The 25204-nt window shown below is 66.7% G+C and carries 26 protein-coding genes; 13 read left to right on the forward strand and 13 right to left on the reverse strand.

Features of this window, described 5'->3' with window-relative positions:
• Positions 1-57: 57 nt before the first annotated feature.
• The 3 genes from ACOHWE_RS10255 to hrpB form a co-directional block, all read right to left on the reverse strand.
• A complete protein-coding gene (locus ACOHWE_RS10255) occupies positions 58-1539 on the reverse strand; it encodes an inorganic phosphate transporter (protein WP_420666146.1) in 1482 nt (493 codons plus the stop codon).
• A gap of 92 nt (positions 1540-1631) precedes the next feature.
• Positions 1632-2090, reverse strand: a complete 459-nt coding sequence (locus ACOHWE_RS10260) for an NUDIX hydrolase (RefSeq protein ID WP_420666147.1) — start codon at positions 2088-2090, stop codon at positions 1632-1634.
• Positions 2091-2333: 243 nt separating this feature from the next.
• Positions 2334-4796 (reverse strand): ATP-dependent helicase HrpB, encoded by a 2463-nt coding sequence (hrpB, locus tag ACOHWE_RS10265; protein WP_420666148.1) that lies wholly within the window; start codon positions 4794-4796, stop codon positions 2334-2336.
• Positions 4797-5029: 233 nt separating this feature from the next.
• Between hrpB and meaB the strand changes: the two genes are divergently transcribed.
• The 4 genes from meaB to ACOHWE_RS10285 all read left to right on the forward strand — a co-directional run bounded on the left by meaB (position 5030) and on the right by ACOHWE_RS10285 (position 7589).
• The gene (gene meaB, locus ACOHWE_RS10270; RefSeq protein ID WP_420666149.1) at positions 5030-6007 is read left to right on the forward strand and encodes a methylmalonyl Co-A mutase-associated GTPase MeaB; all 978 of its coding nucleotides are present in this window, start codon (positions 5030-5032) and stop codon (positions 6005-6007) included.
• Positions 6008-6236: 229 nt separating this feature from the next.
• Entirely contained in the window at positions 6237-6527 is a 291-nt protein-coding gene (gene rpmB, locus ACOHWE_RS10275; RefSeq protein ID WP_019296104.1) for a 50S ribosomal protein L28, read from the forward strand.
• Between the two features lie 151 nt (positions 6528-6678).
• Positions 6679-7032 (forward strand): hypothetical protein, encoded by a 354-nt coding sequence (locus tag ACOHWE_RS10280; protein ID WP_420666150.1) that lies wholly within the window; start codon positions 6679-6681, stop codon positions 7030-7032.
• A gap of 56 nt (positions 7033-7088) precedes the next feature.
• Positions 7089-7589, forward strand: coding sequence for a copper chaperone PCu(A)C (locus ACOHWE_RS10285; RefSeq protein ID WP_420666151.1), 501 nt, complete (start codon positions 7089-7091; stop codon positions 7587-7589).
• A 104-nt stretch (positions 7590-7693) separates the two neighbouring features.
• Here the strand turns inward: ACOHWE_RS10285 and ACOHWE_RS10290 are convergent, their stop codons facing one another.
• The gene (locus tag ACOHWE_RS10290; RefSeq protein WP_420666152.1) at positions 7694-8395 is read right to left on the reverse strand and encodes an NAD-dependent deacylase; all 702 of its coding nucleotides are present in this window, start codon (positions 8393-8395) and stop codon (positions 7694-7696) included.
• Positions 8396-8445: 50 nt separating this feature from the next.
• On the opposite strand from ACOHWE_RS10290, the gene ACOHWE_RS10295 reads away from it, so the two are divergent.
• Complete coding sequence (locus ACOHWE_RS10295; RefSeq protein WP_420666153.1) at positions 8446-8895, forward strand: low molecular weight protein-tyrosine-phosphatase; 450 nt, start codon at positions 8446-8448, stop codon at positions 8893-8895.
• A gap of 4 nt (positions 8896-8899) precedes the next feature.
• Here ACOHWE_RS10295 and ACOHWE_RS10300 read toward each other — a convergent pair whose 3' ends face one another.
• The 3 genes from ACOHWE_RS10300 to ACOHWE_RS10310 all read right to left on the reverse strand — a co-directional run bounded on the left by ACOHWE_RS10300 (position 8900) and on the right by ACOHWE_RS10310 (position 10806).
• Positions 8900-9865, reverse strand: a complete 966-nt coding sequence (locus tag ACOHWE_RS10300) for a LysR family transcriptional regulator (protein ID WP_420666154.1) — start codon at positions 9863-9865, stop codon at positions 8900-8902.
• Positions 9866-10061: 196 nt separating this feature from the next.
• Positions 10062-10370 (reverse strand): hypothetical protein, encoded by a 309-nt coding sequence (locus ACOHWE_RS10305; RefSeq protein ID WP_420666155.1) that lies wholly within the window; start codon positions 10368-10370, stop codon positions 10062-10064.
• Between the two features lie 253 nt (positions 10371-10623).
• A complete protein-coding gene (locus ACOHWE_RS10310) occupies positions 10624-10806 on the reverse strand; it encodes a hypothetical protein (RefSeq protein WP_420666156.1) in 183 nt (60 codons plus the stop codon).
• Between the two features lie 409 nt (positions 10807-11215).
• Here ACOHWE_RS10310 and lepA point away from each other — a divergent pair, with 409 nt between their 5' ends.
• Positions 11216-13015: a translation elongation factor 4 gene (gene lepA / locus ACOHWE_RS10315; RefSeq protein WP_420666158.1), complete on the forward strand. Its 1800-nt coding sequence runs from the start codon at positions 11216-11218 to the stop codon at positions 13013-13015.
• Positions 13016-13358: 343 nt separating this feature from the next.
• Complete coding sequence (locus ACOHWE_RS10320) at positions 13359-13601, forward strand: hypothetical protein (protein WP_420666160.1); 243 nt, start codon at positions 13359-13361, stop codon at positions 13599-13601.
• An 83-nt stretch (positions 13602-13684) separates the two neighbouring features.
• Here ACOHWE_RS10320 and ACOHWE_RS10325 read toward each other — a convergent pair whose 3' ends face one another.
• Complete coding sequence (locus ACOHWE_RS10325) at positions 13685-13822, reverse strand: entericidin A/B family lipoprotein (RefSeq protein ID WP_420666161.1); 138 nt, start codon at positions 13820-13822, stop codon at positions 13685-13687.
• A 159-nt stretch (positions 13823-13981) separates the two neighbouring features.
• On the opposite strand from ACOHWE_RS10325, the gene ACOHWE_RS10330 reads away from it, so the two are divergent.
• From ACOHWE_RS10330 to ACOHWE_RS10345, 4 genes are all read left to right on the forward strand, one after another.
• Positions 13982-14293 carry a TraR/DksA family transcriptional regulator gene (locus tag ACOHWE_RS10330; protein ID WP_420666163.1) on the forward strand — a complete coding sequence of 104 codons (312 nt, stop codon included), beginning with the start codon at positions 13982-13984 and terminating at the stop codon, positions 14291-14293.
• A gap of 229 nt (positions 14294-14522) precedes the next feature.
• Positions 14523-15176 carry a protein-L-isoaspartate O-methyltransferase family protein gene (locus ACOHWE_RS10335; RefSeq protein WP_420666164.1) on the forward strand — a complete coding sequence of 218 codons (654 nt, stop codon included), beginning with the start codon at positions 14523-14525 and terminating at the stop codon, positions 15174-15176.
• 138 nt (positions 15177-15314) lie between these two features.
• A complete protein-coding gene (locus tag ACOHWE_RS10340) occupies positions 15315-16739 on the forward strand; it encodes a TolC family outer membrane protein (protein WP_420666166.1) in 1425 nt (474 codons plus the stop codon).
• Positions 16740-16816: 77 nt separating this feature from the next.
• Positions 16817-17800, forward strand: coding sequence for a hypothetical protein (locus tag ACOHWE_RS10345; protein WP_420666167.1), 984 nt, complete (start codon positions 16817-16819; stop codon positions 17798-17800).
• Positions 17801-18127: 327 nt separating this feature from the next.
• On the opposite strand, the gene ACOHWE_RS10350 is transcribed toward ACOHWE_RS10345, so the two are convergent.
• On the reverse strand, positions 18128-19582 hold the full coding sequence (locus ACOHWE_RS10350; protein WP_420666168.1) for a cobyric acid synthase: 1455 nt from the start codon (positions 19580-19582) through the stop codon (positions 18128-18130).
• 347 nt (positions 19583-19929) lie between these two features.
• Complete coding sequence (locus ACOHWE_RS10355; protein ID WP_420666169.1) at positions 19930-20247, reverse strand: DUF6280 family protein; 318 nt, start codon at positions 20245-20247, stop codon at positions 19930-19932.
• Positions 20248-20464: 217 nt separating this feature from the next.
• On the opposite strand from ACOHWE_RS10355, the gene efp reads away from it, so the two are divergent.
• Positions 20465-21028, forward strand: coding sequence for an elongation factor P (gene efp / locus ACOHWE_RS10360; RefSeq protein ID WP_420666170.1), 564 nt, complete (start codon positions 20465-20467; stop codon positions 21026-21028).
• A gap of 86 nt (positions 21029-21114) precedes the next feature.
• Here efp and ACOHWE_RS10365 read toward each other — a convergent pair whose 3' ends face one another.
• Both ACOHWE_RS10365 and ygfZ read right to left on the reverse strand, forming a co-directional pair.
• Positions 21115-21651: a hypothetical protein gene (locus ACOHWE_RS10365; RefSeq protein WP_420666171.1), complete on the reverse strand. Its 537-nt coding sequence runs from the start codon at positions 21649-21651 to the stop codon at positions 21115-21117.
• Between the two features lie 138 nt (positions 21652-21789).
• On the reverse strand, positions 21790-22524 hold the full coding sequence (gene ygfZ / locus ACOHWE_RS10370) for a CAF17-like 4Fe-4S cluster assembly/insertion protein YgfZ (protein ID WP_420666172.1): 735 nt from the start codon (positions 22522-22524) through the stop codon (positions 21790-21792).
• Between the two features lie 77 nt (positions 22525-22601).
• Here ygfZ and ACOHWE_RS10375 point away from each other — a divergent pair, with 77 nt between their 5' ends.
• A complete protein-coding gene (locus ACOHWE_RS10375; RefSeq protein ID WP_420666174.1) occupies positions 22602-23282 on the forward strand; it encodes a TIGR04283 family arsenosugar biosynthesis glycosyltransferase in 681 nt (226 codons plus the stop codon).
• Positions 23283-23311: 29 nt separating this feature from the next.
• Here the strand turns inward: ACOHWE_RS10375 and ACOHWE_RS10380 are convergent, their stop codons facing one another.
• Complete coding sequence (locus tag ACOHWE_RS10380; RefSeq protein WP_420666175.1) at positions 23312-25171, reverse strand: ABC transporter ATP-binding protein; 1860 nt, start codon at positions 25169-25171, stop codon at positions 23312-23314.
• Positions 25172-25204 lie beyond the last annotated feature (33 nt).

The following is a 25204-nucleotide window of genomic DNA, read 5'->3' on the forward strand; positions in this document are numbered from 1 at the left end:
GCCAGAGAAATCCCCGCAGCCGGACGGCGCGGGGGGTTCTGCGTTTGCCGGGCGCGGTCAGCCCACCATCGTATTCAACAGCAGATAGATTACTGCCGAAAGCAACGCCGCGGCGGGCACGGTGATCACCCAGGCGGCGACGATGGTCATGAAGTGGCTGCGGCGCACAAGCTTGCGGCGGCGGCGTTCCTCGGGCGCGATGCGGTTCTCCGGCGGGCGGCCCTCGGCGGATTTCTTCAGGCGGCGCTCCATGTGCCATTCGCGGAAGAAGCCGACGCCGAACACCGCGCCCACCGCGATGTGTGTGGAGGAAACCGGCAGGCCGAGCCAGCTGGCCACAATCACAGTGATCGCTGCCGAGAGCGACACGCAGTAGGCGCGCATCGGGTTCAGCTTGGTGATCTGGCTGCCGACCATGCGGATCAGCTTGGGACCGAAGAGGAACAGGCCGAAGGAAATACCGAAGGCGCCGATTACCATTACCCAGGTGGGGATGGCCACCTTGGCCGCCGCGGCACCAAATTCGGTCGCGTGCACGATGGCCGCCAGCGGGCCGACGGCGTTGGCGACGTCGTTGGCGCCATGGGCAAAGGACAGAAGGCCCGCGGAAATCACCAGCGGCAGGCCGAACAGCACCTTCAGAGACTTGTTGCGGTTTTCCATGCCTTTGGACTGGCGCTTGATGAGCGGCGCGGTGACGACATAGGACAGCGCGCCGATTGCGGCGCCGATCAGCAGCGCGGTCTGCAGGTCGATCTTGACGATCTTCTTGAGCCCCTTCAGCGCCAGATAGGCGGCAAAGGCGCCTGCCATGATCCCCACCAGCACCGGCACCCAGCGGCGCGCGGCGGCGATCTTGTCGTCCTGGTAGATGATCTTGGCCTTGATAAAGGCAAGGAACAGCGCGGCAATAATACCGCCCAGCACCGGCGAGATCACCCAGCTGGCGGCGATCTTGCCCATGGTGGGCCAGTTCACTGCGGCAGTGCCCGCGGCGGCGACTCCGGCGCCCAGTACGCCGCCGACCACCGAATGGGTGGTGGAGACAGGCGCGCCGACCCAGGTGGCCAGGTTCACCCAGAGCGCCGAGGAGATCAGCGCTGCCATCATCGCCCAGATGAAGACGTTGCCGGCCCCGACCGCGGCCGGGTCGATGATGCCCTTGGAGATCGTCGAGACCACGTCGCCGCCCGCCAGAAGCGCGCCCGCGCTTTCCGCGACGGCGGCGATCACGATGGCGCCGCCCATGGTCAGCGCGTTGGCGCCAACGGCGGGGCCCATGTTGTTGGCAACGTCATTGGCGCCGATGTTGATCGCCATATAGGCGCCGAAGGCAGCGGCGGCGACCACTACCAGGCTGGTGGAGGAGCCGCCGAACAGCACGCCCGCGGCGAGCCCGGCGAGGACGATGAAGGCCAGCGCGATCCCCGGCGCCACCAGCGGGCGGGAGACATAGGAGGTGGCCAGTTCCAGCTGGGAGATCCGGTTCAGATCCTTATCCAGCGTATTCCATTGCGGGCGCTCAGGTGCGTCGCTCATCTTGCATGATCCCGGTTGTGGCAGGTTGCGCCGGCGCCTAACGCCCCGCCCGGGCAGGTGCAAGCTTTCGTCGTAAAAATGTCACATAATTTTTACAATTGACGCAATACGGCCTGCAGCTGCGGCTCATGCACCAGTTCCGCGGCCTGTTCGGGCGTCATCCACTCGCGTCTGCGGCTTTTGGCTTCGGGGTAGTCGTCAGCCAGCTGCTGCACCTCGGCGGCGAAGATCAGGGTGGTCACCGGCTCCTCGGTGCCATTGCCGCGGCGCTTGAGGTAGAAATATTCCCCGATCGGCTCGGACGAGATTTCGGCCTTGGCCACGCCTGCCTCCTCCCAGGCCTCCTGCAATGCGGAGCCGGGGCCGTCCTTGCCGGTGATCGGCCAGCCCTTGGGGATGATCCAGCGCCCGGTGCCGAGGCTGGTGATCATCAGAACCTCCTTGCCCTGCGCACCTTCGCGGTAGCAGAGCGCGGCAACTTGCAAGCGGTTCGGTCTTTGCAGGAGCGGCCTCAGGATTTCCTCCCAGGCGCGGGTCAGGGTGCGGGTCATGACTGCTCAGCCTTTTTCGCTGTTGTTATGGTGCCGTCGGGTCAAGTGGACAGATAATATAGAGGCAAGCCCTGAATGCAAGGTTAATGCCTGTGCGCGGCGCACGGCAGGGTTGCGCTGAAGGCCGCCAGAGGGGGGGACCGGCCAGGGCGGCTTCCGTCCGCCGCGGGGGGCAAGGGGTATGCGCCCGGGGCGGTTGGGCCGGGCAGCACGGCGTTCTGCCTGCCGCCGCAATGAGGGCCCCTATTTGCGTCGTTTGGCCCGCAGCGTCGGGTCTTCGCTTGCCGGGTCTTCGGGCCAGGGGTGCTTGGGGTATTGCGCGCGCATGTCTTTGCGCACGTCTGCGTATGACCCCTCCCAGAACCCGGGCAGGTCGCGGGTGATCTGAATCGGCCGCTGGGCCGGCGACAGGAGCGTGATCTTCAGGGGCACACCGCCAACCGAGGGATGCCGGGTGACACCAAATAGCTCTTGCAGGCGCACCTCGATCTCGGGGTCTTCTCCGCCGTAGGTAATTGGGATCTTGCGCCCCAGCGGGGTGACAAAACTGCCCGGGGCTTCGCGATCCAGGAGCTGGGTCTGCTCCCATGTGAGCGCGGTCTGCAGCGCGGGCAGGAGATCGAAGCGTTTCCAGTCAGCAGCCGTCCTCACTCCGCCCAGCATCGGCAGCAGCCAGTCCTCCAGCCGCGCCATAAGGCCGGAGACAGAGAAATCGGGCATGTCGTGGCCGTCACCGCGCACCAGCTCCACCCGCGCCGCCAGCCGCGCCGCCGCGCCCTCCAGCCGCAGCCCGAGGTCGCGCACACCGTCGAGCATTGCCCGCGCCACGGCATCTTCGGGGGCGTCCTTCCAAAGCCGGTCCTCCAGCACGATGGCACCGAGGCGTTCCTGCCGCCGGGCCACCACCCGGCGCTCGCGGCGGGACCATTCGCATATCTCCGCCCAAGCGATCTGCTCCCCGAAAAGCTCGCGGATTTCACTCAGCGGGATCTGTGCTGCCATCCGGATCCTGGCTTCGCGCGGGTTGCCGTCGGTGTCGAGTGCCACCAGGAAAGGCGCGCGGGCGAGCGTGTCGGCCTCGTCCAGCACCGCGCCCTTACCGCCCGAAAGCACGAAGCGCGGCGCCTCGCCCTTGCGGCGCTGGCCGATGCGGTCGGGGTAGGCAAGCGCGGCCATAGCGGCGGGGGAGAGCGGCGTGCGGGCGGTTTTGCCAGCCTGATTCTCCAGGCGCCGCGCCTCGCTCTTGATGCGCTCCAGCACTTGCCGGCTGAGCTGGTACGGGCGGCTTCGTTCGAACATGCGGGGATCGCGCAATGCGTCCAGCCGCAGGGAGAGATCGGCAGGCGCACCGCGCAGGGGGTCGCGCTCGGCCAGAAGCGCGGCGAGCGGCGCCGCGGCCGGGCCTGCGTGCAGCAGCATGTGGCCGAGCCGCGGGTGCAGCGGCAGTGCGGCCAGCGCCTTGCCATGCGCGGTAATCCGGCCCCGGCTGTCGAGCGCGCCGAGCATCCGCAACAGCCCTTGTGCTTCCGCCAGCGCGCCCTCTGGCGGCGGGGTGAGGAAGGCGAGGTCTTCGGACCCCGCGCCCCACAGCGCGAGCTCAAGCGCCAGCCCGGTCAGGTCGGCTGCTTCGATCTCGGCGGGGGGGAAGGCCATCAGCGCGCCTTCTTCGCCGCGGGTCCAAAGCCGGTAGCAGATGCCCTCCGCCACACGGCCCGCGCGGCCCTGGCGCTGGGTGGCCTCGGCGCGGGTCACCTTTTCGGTCACCAGCCGCGACATGCCGGCGCCGGGATCAAACCGCGCGCGCCGGGCCTGGCCCATGTCCACCACCACGCGGATGTCCTGGATGGTGAGCGAGGTCTCGGCAATCGAGGTCGCCAGCACCACCTTGCGGCCCTCTGGCTCGGGGCGGATGGCGGCGCGCTGCTCGGCAAAGGGCAGGGCGCCGAACAGCGGGCGGATGCGGCAGTTGCCCGGCAGGCGCTTTTCCAGCGCAGTAGCGGCACGGCGGATCTCGCCTTCGCCGGGCAGGAACACGAGGATGCCGCCACCGGGATCGCCGGAGGGGTTGCGGGTCTCCGCCTCGGCCTGCACTACGAGATCGACCAGTGCATCGAGGCGGCGCGCCCGGACGGGCAGGGGGCGGTCAAGCCATCGCGTCTCCACCGGGTAATTGCGGCCTTCGGAGGTCACCATTGGCGCCTCCATCAGAGCCGCCACCGGCCCGGCGTCCAGCGTCGCCGACATCGCCAGCAGCATCAGATCCTCGCGCAGGGCGCCCGAGACCTCGAGGCAAAGTGCGAGGCCGAGGTCGGCATTGAGCGAGCGTTCGTGGAATTCGTCGAAGATCACCGCGCCCACACCCGGCAGGTCCGGGTCCGATTGCAGCATCCGGGTCAGGATGCCCTCGGTCACCACTTCAATGCGGGTGGCCTTGGAGACCTTGGCATCGCCGCGGATGCGGTAGCCCACGGTCCCGCCCGCGCGCTCGCCCAGCGTCTCGGCCATGCGCTCGGCCGCAGCGCGGGCGGCGAGACGGCGGGGCTCCAGCATCACGATACGGCCCTGTATCAGCCCTGCCTCCAGCATCGCCAACGGCACCCGCGTGGTCTTGCCCGCGCCGGGCGGGGCCTGCAGCACGGCGCGCCCGCAGCTGCGGAGCGCGCCGAGCAGGGCGGGCAGGGCGTCGTCGATTGGCAGTCGTGTCATGGGGCTGGTGCTGGCGCTGGTCATGACGCGCCTTATCGCCAATGGCGGCGGCAAGGTCTAGCGCAGCCGCATCCGGCCCCGCAGGAGGTTTGCGCAAAACCCCTGCGCTGCGGCGGTTTTGCCGCCTGCGCCGGCGCCGGCGGTGCGCTAGGGTATGCGCCAAGGCTTCGGCCTCTGGACATTGGGGGCGCTGCTGCGTCAACTACGGCCGAATGAGCGCGAAGGGAAGGCGGATGGACATTGCAGAGCTGAGCGAGCGGATACTGGAGGGCAACCGCCGGGCCCTGGCGCGGGCGATCACCCTGGTGGAAAGCGGCCGCGAGGATCACCGCGCCCAGGCCACGGAGCTCCTCGCAAGCCTCGCCAAGCGTCACCGCCAGGCGCTGCGCATCGGGCTCTCCGGCACGCCGGGCGTGGGCAAATCCACCTTCATCGAAAGCTTCGGCATGATGCTGACGGGGATGGGCCTCAGGGTGGCGGTGCTGGCGGTGGACCCGAGCTCGGCACGCTCCGGCGGCTCGATCCTGGGCGACAAGACCCGGATGGAGCGGCTCAGCCGGGAGCCGAACGCCTTCATCCGCCCATCCCCCAGCCAGAGCCACCTGGGCGGGGTTGCCCGCCGCTCCCGCGAGGCGGTGGCGCTGTGCGAGGCCGCGGGCTTCGACGTGGTGCTGATCGAGACGGTAGGCGTTGGCCAGTCGGAAACCGTGGTGGCGGAGATGTCGGACCTGTTCCTCCTGCTGCTGGCACCCGCGGGCGGCGACGAGCTGCAGGGGGTGAAGCGCGGCATCATGGAGATCGCCGACCTGATTCTGGTCAACAAGGCTGACGGCGCCCTGAAGCCGGTGGCGAGCCGCACCTGCGCCGACTACGCGGGCGCGCTGCGGCTGTTGCGCAAGCGGTCGCAGGATCCCGAGGGCTACCCGAAGGCGCTGATGGTTTCCGCAGTGGAGGAGCATGGGCTGGAGGAGGCCTGGAAGGAGATTCAGGCGCTGGCCGGTTGGCGGCGGGAGACCGGCCATTGGGACCGCACCCGGGCGCAGCAGGCCCGCTACTGGTTTGCGCAGGAGGTGCGCCAGGCGCTGCTGGCGCGGCTGGACACCCCGGAGGCCAAGGCCCGTATGGCGGCCCTGTCGGAGGCAGTGGCGCGCGGCGAGGACAGCCCCTCTGCCGCGGCGCAGGCCATGCTCGAAAGTCTCGGCGCGGCCTGAGCCTTCTTCTGGCCCGATATATCCCCGCCTCAGGCATGGCCCCGCCCGGGGCCATGCCCTATGCTGGGCGGCAAGATGCTGGACGGGCCATAAAACGAACGCATACGGCTTGACCCCGGCGGCGATTCCTCCTACACGCATCCAACCAGTTTTCGGGCGCAGCCAATGGCCGCGCCCCTTGTGATTTGGATCCGGGCTGCCCGGACCTCGAGAAACGAAGGATGATGATATGTCGCGCCGTTGCGAACTGACCGGAAAAGGCCCGATGACTGGCAACAATGTCAGCCACGCCAACAACAAAACCAAGCGCCGCTTCCTGCCCAACCTGAACGATGTGACCCTGCAGTCCGAAGTTCTGGGCCGTGGCGTCAAGCTGCGCATCTCCGCAGCCGCCCTGCGCTCGGTTGACCACCGCGGCGGCCTGGACGCCTTCCTGGCAAAAGCCAAGGACGAAGAGCTGTCTGCCAACGCGCTGAAGGTGAAGAAAGAGATCGCCAAGGCGCAGGCCGCCCAGGCCTGATTTCCCTGGCCTGATCCCTTCATCGGATCACCGGATTTGACGCGCCGCGCATGAGAGATCATGCGCGGCGTTTTCCTGTGCGCGATCTGCCGCGGCCGTGGTGCGCTGCCGGGCCTTGCGGGCGTCCGCGCCCAGCGGCATATCTGCCGGTATGAAGCGGCTCTCTCGCGCATATTTCGGCCTGCTGCTGGCCCTCACTGCCGCGCTCGCTGCGCATGGCGCCGCAGCGGCGCAGGGCGGCGGGATGGCGGCGCAGCAGATGGTGATCTGCACCGGCAACGGTGCGGTTACTCTCTACGTTGACAGCGAAGGCCGCCAGGTGCCGCCGCCGCACCCGTGCCCCGACTGCGTTATGCAGCCTTTGGATGCACTGGCGGTGTATCCCGCGCAGCTGGCGCTCTGGCGCCGAAGTGCCACGCCCGCGGGCTCCGGCGCGCAGCCGGTCCTGCCGCGGAGCCGCGCGCGCTTGTCTGTCCGGGCCCGTGCGCCGCCTGCGATGGTCTGATCCTGCACCAACAGACACTTCAAAGACATGCACTGATATTCAGAAGGAGACAGATCATGTCCCTTAAATCACTCGTTTTTACGGCCGCCGCCGCCTGCACTCTTTCCTTCCTGCCGTTAGCCGCTCTGGCGGAGGAAGGAAAAACAGTGATGGTGGAGGATGCCTACGTACGCGTCGCCTCCAAGGCCGCCAAGGCTGGCGCAGCCTTCATGAAGATCGCTAACAACGGCGCCGGGGACGACCGGCTCATTGAAGTACGCTCGGACGTGGCGGCGCGGGTGCAGCTGCACACGCATGAGGCTGGCGACGGCGGCGTGATGAAGATGCGTCATGTCGAGGACGGTATTTCCATTCCGGCCGACGCAGGCCATGCGCTGAAACGCGGCGGCGATCACGTGATGTTCATGGGCTTGAAGCGCAGCTTGGAACATGGCGATACCGTGCCGCTGACCCTGGTCTTCGAGAAGGCGGGCGAGATCACCCTGCAGGTGCCGGTGGACCTGGAGCGCAAGCCGGAGGCGCATGGCGGTCTGGATCACTCCGGCCACTCCAACTGACACTTGTTCCGCAGAGGGGCGGGCGCGGCGGCAGGCTGCGCTGCGGCCCTCCTCCGCGCCTAAAGCCCGGATGCCTGGCCTGCGGGCATTTTGCCGCCCGGCGGCTAGCGGAGCAGCTCCGCTACCCAGGCGGGGACGATCTCGCTGGCCGGGCCGAAGCGGCGCACGGCGAAGCGGCTGGCCATGGCGGACGGCGCGAGGTTCAGCTCCACCGTATGCGCGCCCGCCATTCGTGCCTCCTCGACAAAGCCCGCCGCAGGGTGAACCTCGCCGGAGGTGCCGATGGCGGCAAAGAGATCCGCCTCCGCCAGATGCGCGCAGATCTCCTCCATGAAATAGGGAAACTCGCCGAACCAGACCACGTCCGGGCGGCCTGCGGGGGCCGCGCAGGCGGGGCAGGGCTCCTGCGGCTGCATCTGAAGCGGCGCTTGCCAGCGGTGGCCGCAGGCGGCGCAGAGCGCGCCTGCGAGCGTGCCATGCATGTGCAGCACGCCCTGCGCGCCTCCCGCTTCGTGCAGGCTGTCGACGTTCTGCGTGACGATTACCACCTCGCCCTCGTGTTCGGCCTGCAGGCGGGCGAGTGCACGGTGCGCACCATTGGGGGCGGCCTCCGCCGCCTGGGCGCGGCGGGCATTGTAGAAGCCCTGCACCAGTGCGGGGTCGCGGGCAAACCCTTCGGGTGTTGCCATATCCTCGATCCGGTGCTGCGCCCAAAGCCCGCCCTCGTCGCGGAAGGTGCCAAGCCCGCTTTCGGCGGAAATCCCGGCGCCGGTCAGGATCACCAGTTTTGCGGCAGGCTTTTCCATCTGCGCCAAACCTCCTATCACGGGGCCTGCACCTAAGGAGCCCCATTCCCATGCCTACCCGCATTCTGTTTGTCTGCCTAGGAAACATCTGCCGTTCGCCCGCAGCCGAGGGAGTGTTCCGCGCGCTGTGCCCGGAGGTGCAGACCGACAGCGCGGGCACGTCTTCGTACCGCATCGGCGAGCCGCCCTACGGGCCGATGCAGGCGGCGGCTCGGGCGCGGAGGCTGGACATCTCGGACCTAAGGGCGCGGCAGTTCCGGGCAGAGGACTTCGCCGCTTTCGATTTGATCGTCGCAATGGATGGCGAAAACCTCCGCGATATCGAGGCGCTGCGCCCGGCCGGCAGCGCTACGCCGGTGAAGCTGTTCACCGACTTTGCGCCAGAAGCGGCCGCGGACCACGTTCCCGACCCGTACTACACCCGCGATTTCGACGGCTGCCTCGACCTGATCGAGGCGGCGGCGCAGGGGCTGAAGCAGCGGCTGAAGGCGGCGCAGTGAGGGCCTAGTCCTCAATCACCCGGAAGTCCGGCGCCAGGAAGGGCAGCTGCTGCACCGCCGGGCTAATCATCTGCGAGTGTACCAGCCGCCGCACTGCCTGGGCCACGTCCTGCGGGACCCGGCCCGCCCAATCGGCGGCGGTGAACAGCGAGATCGTGCGCGCGTGCTGGCCGAAGGGCAGCGGGAAGACCTCGATCTCGCCGTGGAAGCGGGCCGCGCGCATGTAGCCGAGCGGCGTGGTGATGGCCCAGCCGATGCGCCGCGCCACCATTGCCATCAGTGCCAGGTGCGAGCCGATCTCGAAGCGGTTCTCGAAGGTCAGCTTTTGGCGTGCGAGCTGTGCCTCGATCTGCTGCGAGATCAGCTGGTCGCGGGCATAGCGCAGGAAGGGCAGGGCGGCGAGCTGCGGGGTGATGTCGCCGATGGACGACAGGAAGCCCTGCGGCGCCACCAGGAGGAAGGGATCCTGCACCAGCGGATATTCCACCAGCCCCTCGTGCGGCTCACCGCTGGCGGCGGCGACCGCGATATGCAGTTCGCGCGCCTCGACCGCCCGCACGACATCGTGGCTGGAGGCGGTGATCATCTTGAAGCGGCAGCGGGTCAGGCTGTCGGCCAGGATGGTGGCGAGCCGCGGCGTCAGGTCGTTGTCGAAGTCGTCGATCAGGCCGATCGACAGCTCCGGCAGGTGCGAGAGGTCCATCACGGTGAGCTCGCTCTGCGCCAGCCGCAGTTCTGAGAGCACGACGCCGGTGCGCGCGAGGAAGTTACGCCCCGCAGGGGTCAGTACCATCGGACGGCGGCCGTGATCGACAAGCGGACAGTCCAGCGCCTTCTCGAGGTTTCGCAATTGCTGGCTGACCGCTGGCTGGCTCAGGCCTGTCAATTGTGCTGCCTGGGCGACCGAGCCGGTCTTGGCGAGGGCCTCGAAAACTTCGAGCCCGCGCAGGGTAACACCTTTCATCAACATGCTAGCGCTCCAATACCTCGCCCGTGTTGTTGAGCCTTGCCCGGTGCCGGTCAAGGGGGCGGATCGGCGCGCTTTTCCCCCCGGGTAAAATTGCCGCAGGGGAAGATGTCGGGCGCTACTCCCCGAAAACGGGAAAAGGCGCCCCTGGGGCGCCTTTTGCAGTACCGCGGATGCGGCGCGGAAGGTGTGCCGCGGCTCAGCTGCAGGCGCGCGCGGCGGTGTCGCCGAAGGCTTTGTAGCGCTGCCACAGGCGCTCGTCGCTGCGGCGGCTGGACTGGCGCACGACCTGGGCCTGATGCGGATCGCGGAACCATTTCGACACTTTACGCTGTTCTGCCCGGGTCAGCTTGTGGCTGGCAATCTTCTGGATGCAGCCGCAAAGGGCGGGCGACGCACCGCGGTCGGACTGGCGGCAGGCGTTCTCGATCACGCCGGCCCCTGCGGAGCCCGGCGCCACCGCTGCCAGGCTGCCCGCGCAGAGCGCGGCCAAGAGGAAATGCTTCATCAACTGTGCCCCATTCTATTTTTTTCGGGCCCGCCAAGTAGCGGGTCTGCTTGACGGACGCAGTATGCCGCAGGCCCGGATGCGGTTCAATCGTGGTTAACCAGAAGTTTGGCCAGCAAGGAGTCCGGCACGCGGGGGGAAGCGGGTTGAGGGGCGGCGCTTTGCCGGTGATGTCACCCTGCCGGGCGCGTCCGGCCGGGCCGTCCCGGCGGTTCAGTCCGGCCGCGCACGGGGCGGCGCGGCCGGAGCGGTGTCAGGCCTGGTTCGGCCCGCGCATTGAGCGGATCGCCTGGCGCACCGCCTTCCAGTCACTGGCCTCGTCACTTTTGCCGGCCTCTTCGCATTGCCGCATTTTCTGTGCGGCTTCGGCTTCGGCCCGGTCGCCATGCGCGCTGTAGAGCGCACGGGCATATTCGGCAGCTTTCACGGCATCCATCATGGGTGTCCTCCAAGTGTTGCAGCCAAGTACGGGACGCTTCGCGCGTCCGGCGCGTGGCGGCACTATAACGTATTTCCGCCTGGTTCGCACAGTGGCTGGTAACAGGCCAGCAGCCGGACTTCCGGACGGCGCGGCCGGGCGGCGCGTGGCGGTGTTCCGGCCGCGGACATGTTCCGCAGGGAACGCCGCCCCGAACGGCCGTCCGATGGAATGGCACCGGGGAATGGTACTGGCTCCATTCCAGCGGGCCGGGCCCCCGGACCGGCAGGCACGGGCGACGTTCCGCCAGCCGTGACGGGAGCAAGGCGCCCAGCCCTCTGCCCGGCCCGGGAAAGCGTGCGCCGCCCACCGTCTGCCCACGCAATCCACCTTGACCAAAGCCGAAATCCAAATCATATCCCACCGCATGACAGACCTCGCTCATATCCGTAATTTCTCCATCGTCGCCCATATCGACCATGGCAAATCCACCCTTGCCGACCGGCTCATCCAGGAGACCGGCACGGTGCAGGACAGGGACATGAAGGCGCAGCTGCTCGACGCGATGGACATTGAGCGCGAGCGGGGCATCACCATCAAGGCCAACACCGTTCGGATCGACTACAAGGCGCAGGACGGCGAAACCTATGTGCTGAACCTGATCGACACCCCCGGCCACGTCGACTTTGCCTATGAGGTCTCCCGCTCGATGCGTGCGGTCGAAGGCTCGCTTCTGGTGGTCGATTCCACGCAGGGGGTCGAGGCGCAGACGCTCGCCAACGTCTACCAGGCGATCGACGCAGATCACGAGATCGTCCCGGTGCTGAACAAGATCGACCTCCCGGCGTCGGACTGCGACCGGGTGGCAGAGCAGATCGAGGACGTGATCGGCATCGACGCGAGCGGCGCCATCCAGGTCTCGGCCAAGACCGGCCAGGGCATCAAGGAAACGCTGGAAGCGATCGTCCAGCATCTGCCGGCACCCGAAGGCACCCGCGATGCACCCTTGAAGGCGATGCTGGTCGATAGCTGGTACGACAGCTACCTCGGCGTGATCGTTCTGGTGCGGATCATGGACGGCGTGCTGAAAAAGGGCATGCGGGTCAAGTTCATGTCGAACAGCACCCTGCACCACGTCGACCGCATCGGCGTTTTCCGCCCGGCGATGCAGGTGGTGGACGAATTGGGGCCGGGCGAGATCGGCTTTCTCACCGCCTCGATCAAGCAGGTGCGCGACACCCGCGTCGGCGACACCATCACCAATGACCGCAATGGCTGCGAAAAGCCGCTGCCGGGCTTCAAGCCCGCCCAGCCGGTGGTGTTCTGCGGATTGTTCCCGGTCGACTCGGCCGAATTCGAGGACCTGCGCGACGCCATCGACAAGCTGGCGCTCAATGACGCGTCGTTCAGCTTCGAGATGGAAACCTCCGCCGCCCTCGGCTTCGGCTTCCGCTGCGGCTTCCTTGGCCTGCTGCACCTCGAGGTGATCCGCGACCGGATCGAGCGCGAATACGATATCGACCTGATCACCACCGCTCCGAGCGTAATCTACCACGTCTACATGAAGGACGGGGAGATGATCGAGCTGCACAACCCCGCCGACATGCCCGACATGTCCAAGGTCGGCCACCTGGAGGAGCCGCGCATCAAAGCGACCATTCTGGTGCCGGATGACTACCTCGGCGACGTGCTGAAACTCTGCCAGGACCGCCGCGGCATCCAGATGGATCTCTCCTACGCCGGCTCCCGTGCGATGGTGGTCTATGACCTGCCGCTGAACGAGGTGGTCTTCGACTTCTACGACCGGCTGAAATCGGTGACCAAAGGCTATGCGTCCTTCGATTACCAGATGATCGGCTACCGGGAGGACAACCTGGTGAAGATGTCGATCCTGGTGAACGACGAGCCGGTGGATGCGCTCTCCACCATGGTCCACCGCGACCGCGCCGAGATGCGCGGCCGGGCGATGTGCGAGAAGCTCAAGGACCTGATCCCGCGCCACATGTTCAAGATCCCGATCCAGGCCGCCATCGGCGGCAAGGTGATCGCCCGCGAGACCCTGTCGGCGCTGCGCAAGGACGTGACCGCAAAATGCTACGGCGGCGACGCCACCCGGAAGCGGAAGCTTCTGGACAAGCAGAAAGCGGGCAAGAAGAAGATGCGCCAGTTCGGCAAGGTCGAGATCCCGCAGGAGGCGTTTATCTCGGCGCTGAAGATGGACAGCTGAGGCTGTCCGCACTTCAGCTCCTGCGGTGGAAGCGCCCCACCGAACTCAACTGAAAGACGGGGTCAAGACCCCGTTTTTATTGCCGAGTTGTCCAGTATTCCGCCCGGTCGGGACTCGGCATCGCCTCCGCCCAGGCCGGTCGCTGCCCTCTGCGGGGTAATCGAACACCGGAAGTTTCCCGAGAGATATGCATGGGCGTGCAATCCCGCCTGCTGCTGGCTTCGGGGCCCTCCGTCCCTATGCGCCACTCTCCGCCGGTCCTCAGCCTCCCGGCAACTCTCCGGATGAAAATGCCCGCGTTCCGTGTTATCCTCCGGACGGTTCACCTGGGGAGGATGAAATCATGAAATACCTGACTTGGGCCGCAGCCTTCAGCCTGCTGGCATCACCCGTTTTCGCAAGCCAGTGCCCCTCCGACATTGCCGCCATCGATGAGGCGATTGCCGCGGGCACCGAGCTTTCGGAAGAGGATCTGGCGCGGGTTCAGGAGCTGCGCGACGAAGGCCAGGAACTGCATGACGCCGGCGAGCATGACGCCTCGGTCGAGACCCTGGCCCAAGCCAAGGAGATGCTCGGGATCGAATGAGACCGGCGGCGGCCGGCAGAAAAACGAACGCCCGGCGGCTGACCGGGCGTTCTCCTTGTGTTGAGCGTATCAGCAGGAAAAACTCAAAAGCTGTTCTGCACGTCTTGCGCGGCGCCGGTGATGGCCTGGCCGGCCTTGGAAATGTCCCGGCCCGCGCCCTTTGTGGTCTCGCAGGCCGCAAGGCCGAGGCAGGCCAGTGCGATTAATACGGTGCGAATCATGTCTGTGTCCTTTTTCGGCCGCCGGGGCGCGGGTGGGTGTGAACGATTTTCCGCATTGATTGCGGGCCCCCCATATCCTGCGAGTTCATCGGTAGAGGTCAATATGCTATGGTGCGCCCACGTTAGGGTGCGCGACAACCGAAGCGGAGGAGGCGAAGTATGGAATTTTCCATGTCGAAGGAACTTCTTGAAGGTAAGCGCAAGAGACCCGCAGGGCGGCTGGCTGACTCGCAGCCCATTCCCGCCGCACCACGCAGATCCGGCCGCGGCATCCTGGCCCGGCGCGCCGCGGCAGCGCCGCTTGCGGAATCCGCGCCGGTCTGCATTGAAGAGCTGCGCGCCATCGATGCGGCGCTGGCCCGCCTGCGGGAAGGCTCCTACGGCTATTGCCAGATCTGCGGCGATGACATCTCCAGGGAATGGCTGAAGGAAAGCCCCTCATCGCCCTTCTGCTACAGCTGCTCGGAGTAGGGCAGGAGCCGCGCCGGGCGGCGGCGGGAGGTTCCACGGATCTGGGTCTCAGAACTTGAAATGAAGACTGCGGCGTCCGGAGTTTATCCGGGCGCCGTTTCGCTGCGGCCTGCGGCTTATCCGCCGCAGCCAGCGGCGCACCCGCGGCATTCCGGCAAGGGCCCCGTTGCCGTGCCGCAGCGGATGTGCCACAACCTCAAATAACAGACTGAACAGACGAGTTTAGCAGATGCCCGATTTCGCCGAACGCCGCCGCATGATGGTCGACACCCAGGTGCGGCCCTCGGATGTCACCAAATATCCGATCATCGAGGCGATGCTCTCGGTCCCGCGCGAGCAATTTGTTCCCGCCGGCCTGCGCGAAGCGGCCTATGCCGACAAAAATCTGGACCTCGGCGGCAACCGCGTGCTGCTGGAACCGCGCACCTTCGCCAAGATGCTCGATGCGCTGGATATCCGGGGCGACGAGCTGGTACTCGATGTGGGCTGCGGGCTGGGCTATTCCAGCGCCGTTGCCGCGCAGGTGGCGCAGATGGTGATCGGCGTCGAAGAGGACGCGCAGATGGCGGGCGAAGCGCAGTCGCTGCTGACCGGCACTGCTGCTGACAACGCAATCGTGCATGAAGGGCCGCTGTCCGAGGGTGCCAAGGAGCACGGGCCTTACGACGTGATCCTGGTGCAGGGCGGCGTGGAAGAGCTGCCCGCGGCGCTGGAGCAGCAACTGAAGGATGGCGGCCGGATTGCGGTGCTGTTCATGTCCGGTGCCCTGGGCGAAGTGAAAATCGGCTACAAGAGCGCGGGCCGGATCTCCTGGCGCTTTGAATTCAACGCCACCGCGCCGGTGCTGCCGGGGTTCGAGGCTGAGCGGGCTTTCGCGCTTTAAGCCGGGCACGGGCACAGGCGGGGGCGGAGCCGCCCCTGCAGCGGCCCGCGGCGGGCAATATCAAACGCCCCGGCGCCAAGAGCGGCGGGCATTAGCAACACTCCGCGGCGGGTGGCGCGGCAAAGGATTGGTCAAGTGATGCAGAAGAGATTTCCAGCGGGCATTCTGAAGACTTTGGTTTTTGCAGGCGGCGTTGCCGCCGCTGGGCTGGCCCCGCTGAGAGCGGCGGCTGACAATCTCACCGACGCGATGATCGGCGCCTACCGCACCAGCGGCCTCCTGGATCAGAACCGCGCCCTGTTGCGGGTGGCGGACGAGGATGCGGCAATTGCTCTGTCGGCCTTGCGGCCGGTTGTGCAATGGACCATCGACGCCAGCCACAGCTATTCGCGCGGCCCGTCACAGGGCAGTTTCTTCTCCGAGTCGACCCGCAACACGCTCTCCACCCAGCTGCAGCTGAGCCAGCTGCTTTACGACGGCGGCGCCACCCGCCTGCGCCGCCAGGCCGCGCAGGAGCTGGTTCTGGCGACCCGGCATCAGCTGATTAGTGTAGAGCAGCAGGTTCTGTTCAGCGCCGTGCAGGCCTATGTCGGCGTGCTGCAGGCGCAGGAACTCGTGGCCCTGCGCCGGAACAACCGCCGTTTGCTGCAGGAAGAGCTGAAGGCCGCGCAGGACCGTTTCGAGGTGGGCGAGGTGACCCGCACTGATGTTGCCTTGGCCGAAAGCCGCGTGGCAGCCGCCCGCGCCAGCGTGACCGACGCCGAAGGCGACCTGCTCACGGCGAAAGCGACCTACGCGCAGGTGGTCGGCCGCGCGCCCGGGCCGATTGCCGGTCAGCCCAGTTTGCCGCCGCAGGTCTCGCCGCTTGCCAAGGCGCAGGCGATCGCCCTGCGCAACCAGCCTGACCTTCTGAGCCAGCAGCGCTCGGTCAGAGCCGCCGACATCGTGGTGCAGGCCTCAACCCGCGACCTCGGCCCCAGTGTCAGCCTGTCCGCCCAGGCCGGCGTCAGCGAGGATCTGAACGACGGCGACAGCACCAGCAACAGCACCAGTATCGGCGTGCGGATGACGCAGGACCTCTATGCCGGTGGCCGCAACGCGGCGCAGCGGCGCCAGGCGATCGCCCGCGCCGATGCAGAGCGCGGCAGCCTCGTCACCGTGCAGCGCCAGGTGCAGCAGGCAGTCAGCGCGGCCTATTTCGATGTCGAATCCGCCCGTGCCAGCCTGGTCTCCTCGAACGAGCGCGTGCGCGCTGCGCGGGTCGCCTTTGACGGCATCCGTGAGGAGGCAACGCTCGGCGCGCGCACCACGCTCGACGTGCTGCAGGCCGAGCAGGAACTGCTCGACGCCCAGACCGAGCGGGTGCAGGCCCGGGCCAACCAGGCAACGGCGGCCTACCGGCTGCTGCAGGCGCAGGGTCTGCTGACCGCGGCTCACCTCGGCCTGCCGGTGGAGATCTACGATCCGGCGCTCTACTACAACCTCGTGAAAGACGCCCCCGCCCATGTCAGCAAGCGCGGCAAAGACCTGGACCGTGTGCTCAAGGCCTTGCGCCGCAACTGAGAATCCAGCTGATTGTTGTGCGGGAGCCGGAAGGCCGTTACACTCTTCGTAAAAAGGCAAGAGTGGTAATCCGAAACATGTCCGATCCCGTTACGCATGCCGAAATTGAAGACGTGCTGTCCTCGATCCGCCGCCTGGTGAGCGAGGACGGCCGCCCGCCGGAAGCGGCGCCAAAGCCGGCTGGGCGGCTGGTCCTGACCCCGGCCTTGCGGGTGCATGAGGGGCCGGAGCAGTCCGGGCACGCAGGTGCAGCCGCGGCAGATGCCGCGCAGGTGCGGGCGGAGGCTGCGGGCGTTTCGCCGGTGCTGGACCTTCTGGCCGGGCCGGATTGCCTGCAACTCCGAAGCGCCGACGTGATAACGGACGCGAAAGCTGACGCCGGTCCCAGGATGGCTGCAGAGGCCGCTCCTGCAACCTCTGCCGGGAACGGAGTACCGCCCGTCCGGGAAGATCAGGCGGGCCCAGCCGGGGTTCCGCCCGCCCCGGAAGATCATGCGGGCCCAGCTGGTGCACCAGACGCCGAAGCATTCAGTTCCGAAGCACCCTGGGCCGATCCGCGTGCCACGCTTTTTGCCGCTGCAACTTCTGCCCCGCGGATTAATGGCGCCTCAGACACCGCGGGCAGCCGTGCGGCCTCAGTTCTGCAGAAGATCGCCGAGCTGGAGGCCAAAGTCGCCCAGTCGCCCGGCGATTGGGAGCCCGACGGAGTCCCGCAGGATGCATTTTCCGGCACCGCGGCCGGGACCATCTCCTGGCAGGAAGAGCCGGAGCCGGAGAAGGAGAAGGAGGTTGAGGCGGCTGACACCGGGGCGCACGGTGAGCCGGCAGACGCCGAGGGGCGTCTTGGCGACGGCGTGGCGGAAGCCGCCTTGACCGATGCCGCACTGGAATCTCTGCCGCCGGAGGCCGCGTATCACGATGAAGACAGTTTGCGGGATCTGGTGTCCGCCATCGTGCGCGAAGAGCTGCAGGGCGCGCTCGGCGAGCGCATCACCCGCAATATCCGCAAGCTGGTCCGCCGGGAAATCCACCGCGTGCTGGCGACCCAGGACCTGCTCTAGGACGGCATTTCCGGTGTGAGGCACCGGCTGCGCCGGGCTCTGGCCAGCCGCCAGCGCTCCGCCGCTGCGCTTTCCTTTCCAGCGCGCCTGCTGCGGTAGCTTGCAAAGCGGACAGGGCCGCGCTGCGACCCGCCCCGGGGCTTTTGGTGAGAATCCCGCGCCAGTTGGGCGGCGCGCGGTTCTGCGGCGGCGAAAGGCGCCTTTCAGGAACGGCAATTCCGCCGGGAAGGCGTTGCGCGTTTCGATCGAACCGGAAAGCCTGATTGCAGGCAGGCAACGCGGGAGAGCGCAGGACGCCGCTGTCTGCGGCTGCCTTGGCTGGCGCTTTCAGAGCCGCACCGGCGCAGCCAGCTCCAGCAGACGCGGCAGGTCCATGTAGCGTTCGAGGTGCTCCGCAAGCGCGTCCAGCGTTTCCTCCACCCCGGCCTCGTAGCCCGCCTGGCTGGCGTGCCCCAGGCTGGCGAGAAATTCGGCCCGGAAGGCATCGGAGGAAAACAGCCCGTGCAGATAGGAGCCACGCACCCGGCCGCAGCGGGAGACCGCGCCTTCGGGGCGGCCATCGACACTCAGCCAGGCGCGGGCGCAATCGGGGCCGGTGCTGCGGCCCATGTGGATCTCGTAGCCGGTGACCGGCAGGCCGCTGCCTTGAGTCTGAGCCTCGGTCAGGGTCACGCGTTTTTCCACTGCCATCGTGGTCTCGACATCCAGGAGCCCGAGCCCCTCGGCGGTGCCGGGGCGGCCGTCTGCGCCCAACGGGTCGGCGATGCTGCGGCCGAGAATCTGGTAGCCGCCGCAGAGCCCAAGCACATGGCCGCCGCGGCGGTGGTGTGCGCGGATGTCGATGTCCCAGCCCTGGGCGCGCAGGAAGGCGAGATCGCCCAGCGTCGACTTGCTGCCGGGCAGGATCACCAGATCGGCATCGCCGGGCAGGGCGCGGCCGGGAGGCACGATCTCGACGGTGACGCCGGGTTCCGCCGCCAGCGGGTCGAGGTCATCGAAATTGGCCATCCGCTCCAGCTGGGGCACCACCACCTTGCAGGCGCCGCCCCGGTGCGAGGCGATGTCCATCATATCCTCGGCCGGCAGTTTCCAGGCGTCGTTGAACCAGGGGATCACCCCCAGCGCGGGCCAGCCGGTGCGGCGCGCAATATCGTCCCGGCCCGCGTCGAACAGGCTGAGATCGCCGCGGAAGCGGTTTACGATGAAGCCCGCGACATGCTCCAGGTCCTGCGGCTCCAGCACCGCCTGGGTTCCAACGAGCTGCGCGATGACCCCGCCGCGATGAATGTCGCCGGCCAGCACAACAGGCACCTGTGCGGCGCAGGCAAATCCCATGTTGGCAATGTCGTTCCTGCGCAGGTTGGTCTCGGCCGGTGAGCCCGCACCTTCGATCAGAACCAGATCGGCATCAGCGGCGAGCCGCCGGAAGCTCTCAAGCGCGGCTTCCAGAAGGCCGGTCTTGTCGCGCAGGAAGGAGCCCGCTGCCATGCTGCCGCGGCGCTTGCCCTGCACGATGAGCTGGGCGCCGGTGTCGGTTTCTGGCTTCAATAGGATCGGGTTCATGTCGGTATGCGGCGGGCGCAGGGCGGCGCGGGCCTGCAGCGCCTGGGCGCGGCCGATCTCACCGCCCTCGGGGGTGACGGCGGCGTTGTTGGACATGTTCTGCGGCTTGAAGGGCGCAACCTTCAGGCCGCGGCGCGTGAACGCGCGCGCCAGCCCCGCAACGATGAGCGACTTGCCGACATTGCTGCCGGTGCCCTGGATCATGATCGCCCGTGCCATTGCCCGCTCCCTGCCAATTCTGCCCGAAATGCGCGTCTGCCGGGCCTTCAATAGCAGGTTAGCGGCGCCGGTCCAGCGCGGCTGTGCCGCTTCCGGCACCTTCCGGTCCGGCGGCGGCGCTCATCCGCGCGGCAGCGATTCGGCGGGGCTGAGTACTCCGTCGAAAGGGCGCAAGGATCTGTCGGGGTAAATATCAATTCCGCCTGTCAGATCGCCCCGAATATGCGCCGCTCTCCGTTTTGAAACCGCAGTCGCCTTCACCAGGGGCCAGCGCGGACTGCTGCCCCCGCAGAAAAGAAAAACGCGCCCCAGGGGGACGCGCTTTTCAGCTAACATGGCAGGCGGCTTCAGGCCGCTTCGGCCTGTGCCGCGTGGCGGCGCTCGCTCTCTTCGCGCGACAGCGCAACCGAGGTCCGCACACCGCGGCCCACGAATTCCATCAGTCCGGAAACCACCCGCTCGTTGGGGTCGATCCCGGCACAGGTCAGCACTTCGCGGCCGTCCCGCGAGCGGGCCCAGCGGGCGATTTGCTCGGGGCCGTTGCCGTATTTCTTGTCATCGGCGATCGCATCATCCAAAGCAGCAAGCACAACGGCGGCAAAGAGTTTGCGCGCACGGTTGCCCTGCTCGTTGTTATATGCGGTGCCGTCAACGAAATCTCGCATCTCGCTTCCTTTGTTGTTCTTGCTGTTGCAATTTTCGCCGTGGCGCTGCTTATGACGGAAGCGTGACGATTCGGGTAGCCCGCAGATGCATAGCATTCATGCAAATTGCGCATACCTTTGCGGCACGCTCACACGACATAGGTTGTCTTGCCAGCCGACAGCCCGCCAGATATAGGGGCTGTTAAGAATACATCAACCATCTGAAAGGCATTTTTCCATGCCCAAGATCAACGGCAATGAAATCCGTCCCGGCAACGTTCTGGAGCATAATGGCGGCCTGTGGGCGGCGGTCAAGGTCGATCACGTGAAGCCGGGCAAGGGCGGTGCCTTTGCCCAGGTCGAGCTGCGCAACCTGCGCAACGGCTCTAAGCTGAATGAGCGCTTCCGCTCGGCCGACAAGGTGGAGCGCGTCCGGCTGGAGCAGAAGGACCAGCAGTTCCTCTATGAAAGCGACGGCATGCTGGTGTTCATGGACACCGAAACCTACGAGCAGATCGAACTGCCCGCGGACCTGCTTGGCGAGCGCCGCCCGTTCCTGCAGGACGGCATGACAATCGTGGTTGAATTCTACGAATCCGAGGCGTTGAACGCGACCCTCCCGCAAAAGGTGACCTGCAAGATCGCCGAGACCGAACCGGTGGTCAAAGGCCAGACGGCAGCGAACTCCTTCAAGCCCGCGATCCTGGAGAATGGCGTCAAGGTGATGGTGCCGCCCTTCGTCGGCCAGGACGAGATGATCGTCGTCAACACCGAAACTATGGAATACTCCGAGCGCGCCTGAGCCCGCTCGGCCAGCCGCACCGGCACCAGCTGTGATCGCGTTTCTTCAAGCCCCGCGCCACCCGCGCGGGGCTTTGGTGTTGGGCTTCAGCCGGGTAGCTCCAGGCTGAAGCCGCATTCATCCATCATCCTGCCATAGGCCGCGGTGAATCCGTTCAGCGAGGCAGTGAGCAAGGGCTTCCCTCCGGTCCGAATTTCAACCTGGCTGCCGGATCTCATCATCAGCAACATGGGCAGATGCATAGCAGGTTGCAGCTGGCTTTCGGCCGAAATCAGGCCTTCGCGGCTGGTCCAGACCGAGGCGGAACCATAGGCTGCACCGCCATGGTCGAAAAGAAACTCTACCGTCTGGCCCGGCTCCATCAAAGTGGAGTAATGGCGGGGCGCGGTCTCGGTTACCCGTGCCATCGGGTAGAAGTCCGGCGGCCCGCCATCGCCGTCGGAGACTTCGATCCGTAATGTCGGCATTCCGTCGCCACCAGTATAGGCGGTGCAGCTGCGGCGCAGATCCTCGCCGGTGGCTACGGCCTCAACCAATGTGTGCCAGTCGCGGTAGCTCCAGTATTCCGCGGCCGCCGGTGCGGTGGCTGCGGCGGCAAGCCCGAGGGCAAATAACAGGCGCATGTCTTCCTCCTTGCGGTTGCTCCCGGCCGGAAGAGGGAAAGGGCCGGATTTTGCGGGCAGGATAGCCAAGGGACATGAACAGGCCCCTGCCGCCTGCGGAAGAGCATGGGAGGAGCGCTGGGTAAGAAGGCTGCGCGCTTACCCGTGCCAGGAAACCCGGGCGTCCCCCGCCTGCATGTCCCCGCCCGCGCGGTCAAAGCGCAGGTAGGCGATGCCCTGGCCGCCCGACTGGGTGAAAAGCGCGCCTGCCGGCTTGCCGCCTGCGGTGATTTCGGTTCCTGCGGGGGCTTTTCCCTCGACCTTGACAGTGCGGAACCCTTTGCGCAGTTCGGTCTTGTGTTTCATCCGTGCGGTTACTTCCTGACCGACATAGCAGCCCTTGCGGAAGTCGACACCGTTCAGTGCCTCGAAACCCGCTTCCAGAATGAAGGTGTCGCCGGTCAGCTCCACTCCGGTTTCCGGGATGCAGTGGCGGACCCGTATCGCGTCCCAGTCGCTGCCGTCATCGCCGCCTTCAGCGCCATACAGCCGCCATCCCATCTCCGCATTGCGCGGATCGGCAAAGGCGCCTTCCGGCGCAGGGCCGGTACCGCGCTGTACCTTCAACTCGGTCTCCCCGATTTGCACATCGGCGCGCAGCCTGTACATTGCGAGCCTCTTCTTCAGCCCCTCGGCCAGGGGCGCGGCCACGTCCAGCAGCACCGCATCGCCCTCCGGCACAAGGAAGAAATCGGCTAGATACTTGCCCTGCGGCGTCAAGAGCGCGGCATAGACCAGCCCCTGGTCCAGACGGTCCACATTATTGGTGACAAGCCCCTGCAGGAAGCTGCGGGTGTCGGCGCCGCTCAGGCGCAGGATACAACGGTCGCTCATGTCGTGGTTCCCCAGGCATTTCAACTCTTGCGCCCGTGATATAGGAACTGGGGGGGAAGAGAACAGGAAAACCCGCCATGCCCGCACCGCTGAGCATCGTGATTCCCACCCTCAACGCCGAAGAGGAGCTGCCCGCCTGTCTCACGGCGCTGATGGAAGGGTTAAGCGCCGGGCTGATCCGGGAACTGATCCTGAGCGATGGCGGATCCGGGGACGCCACCCGCCAAATCGCCGCGGAGGCAGGGGCGCAGTGGTTAAAAGGCGCGCCTTCCCGAGGTGGCCAGCTCAGGCGGGGCTGCGCCGCTGCGCAGGGCGAATGGCTGCTCATCCTGCATGCCGACACGCAGTTGGAGGCAGGCTGGGCAGCGGCGGTAACAAAGCATCTGCAGGACGGGCAGGGGCGGCCCGCCTATTTCCGGCTCCGCTTCCGCGCCCGCGGCGCAGGCGCGGCCTGGATTGCTGGCTGGGCAAACCTCCGCGCCCGGCTGTTCGGCTTGCCCTACGGAGATCAGGGGCTGCTCGTGCGGCGGCAGGACTATGACGCGGCCGGCGGCTTCCCGGACCAGCCGCTGATGGAGGATGTGGCGCTGGTGCGCAGGCTGCCGCGGCTAACCTGCCTGCCCGCCGCGGCGCTTACCAGTGCGGCGCGTTACGAGCAGCAAGGCTGGCTCCGGCGCGGCGGCCGCAACCTATTGACCCTCGTACGCTATATTCTGGGCGCCGATCCTGAGACGCTGGCGCGCGCCTACCGCAAGTAGAGCCGTCCTCCGCGCGCCTAAGCCGAACATCAGCCGAACATCAGCCGGGCCATCCGCCGGAACCAGGTCGGCCGCGACTCCTGGCGCAGCTGCCGACGCGGCGCTTGCGGGCGCACGCCCTTGGGGTCGATCACCGTCTTGCCCTCCTGGAATTGCAGCCTGTAGAGATCGGCATAGATGCCGCCACGCGCCAGGAGTTCGTCGTGCGTGCCCTGATCCATCACCCGGCCGCGGTCCATTACCACGATCTTGTCAGCGTTGCGGATGGTCGAGAGCCGGTGCGCGATCACCAGCGTGGTGCGCCCCCCCGCGAGCTTGTCCAGCGCCTGCTGCACCACCTTTTCGGATTGCGCATCGAGCGCCGAGGTCGCCTCGTCCAGCAGCAGCACCGGCGTGTTGCGCAGGAGTGCCCGCGCGATCACCACCCGCTGGCGCTGCCCGCCGGAGAGCGCCGAACCCCGCGGCCCCACCTTGGTTTCCAGCCCGTGCGCCAGCTTCGGCAGAAAATCCGCCACATGCGAAGCTTCCAGTGCCGCCTGCAGTTCCTCCTCCGTCACATCGGTACGGCCCAGCAGAATGTTGTCGCGCAGCGTCTCATCAAACAGCATCGCGTCCTGCGTCACCACGGAAAACAGGGCCCGAAGGTCGTCGGTGCGGAGATTGTTCACCTCGACACCGCCCACTGTGACGGAACCGGCCTGGGGGTCCACCATGCGGGTAAGCAGATTAAAGATCGTCGACTTCCCCGCGCCCGACGCCCCCACCAGCGCAGTGGTCTTGCCCGCCTCGGCGATGAAAGACAGCTGGTGCAGGATCTGCGAGTCGCCGTAGCTGAGATCGACGTCCGTGAGGCTGATCTCCGGCAGGCCCTGCGGGGCAGGCTGCGGGCTCTTAGGCTCGGTCAGCAGGATCGGTGCATCGAGCAGCTCCTTGATCCGCTCCAGAGAGGCGGCGGCAGCCTGCCAGATGCCCGAGATATTGGCGAGCCGCCGCATCGGTTCGAAAGAGAGCCCGATTGAGGTAAAGAAGCTCATGAATTCGCCGACGGTCTTCTCGCCCGCGATGATCTCGGAGCCGCCGTAAAGCAGCACCGCCATAAAGCCGGCCCCCGCCATGATGTCGGTCATGCCGGAAATCGACGACGTGCCAAAGGCCGATTTCACCTCGGCCGTCACCAGCCGGTCCATCAGGCTTCCGAAGCGATTATTCTGGTACGTTTCCAGACGGTTCAGCTTGATCGGCACGATGCCGTGGAAGATCTCGTCCAGCCGGGTGGTCAGCGAAGCGCTGAGATCGCGCGCCAGCGATGCTTTCTTCCGCACGTAGCGCTGCGCCATTTTGATTGGCAGCAGCAGCACCGGCACCCCGATCAGCAGCACCGCGGTCCAGCGCCAGTCGATGCTGACCGCCACCGCCAGTACGGCGATCAGGGCCATCACATCGCGGCCCGCGCCGGTGATCATGGCGCGCCAAACCGCGTCGATGGCATTCACATCGCCTTGCACCCGCTGGATCAGAAGCCCCGGCGGATACATCTGGTGAAAGGCGGGGTCCTGCCGGATCAGCCGCGCCAGCATGTCCTTACGCAGATGCGCCGCGGACGTCTGGGAGACCTTGCTCAGCAGCACCTTCTGGGTAACGCTGGAGACACCGCGCAGGGTGAAAATGCCCAGGAAGGCCAGGCTCACCCAGAACAGCGCGCCGGTGTTGCCCTGCACGAAGACCAGATCGAACATCGGCTGCATCATGTATCCGAGCGCGCCCATGGTCGCACCCTCGAGGATCATGAATATCACCGCCACCCCCAGAAGGCCGATGTATTTGCGCAGGTAGCCGCGCCACAGCCAGCCCAAAAGCTCGCGTGCTGATTTGTACTCGGGCTTGCTCATATACGGCGGGTCCGGCAGGGAATTCGGGACATC

This window comes from Cribrihabitans neustonicus (genome assembly GCF_048820895.1).
Classification (GTDB): domain Bacteria; phylum Pseudomonadota; class Alphaproteobacteria; order Rhodobacterales; family Rhodobacteraceae; genus Cribrihabitans_A; species Cribrihabitans_A neustonicus.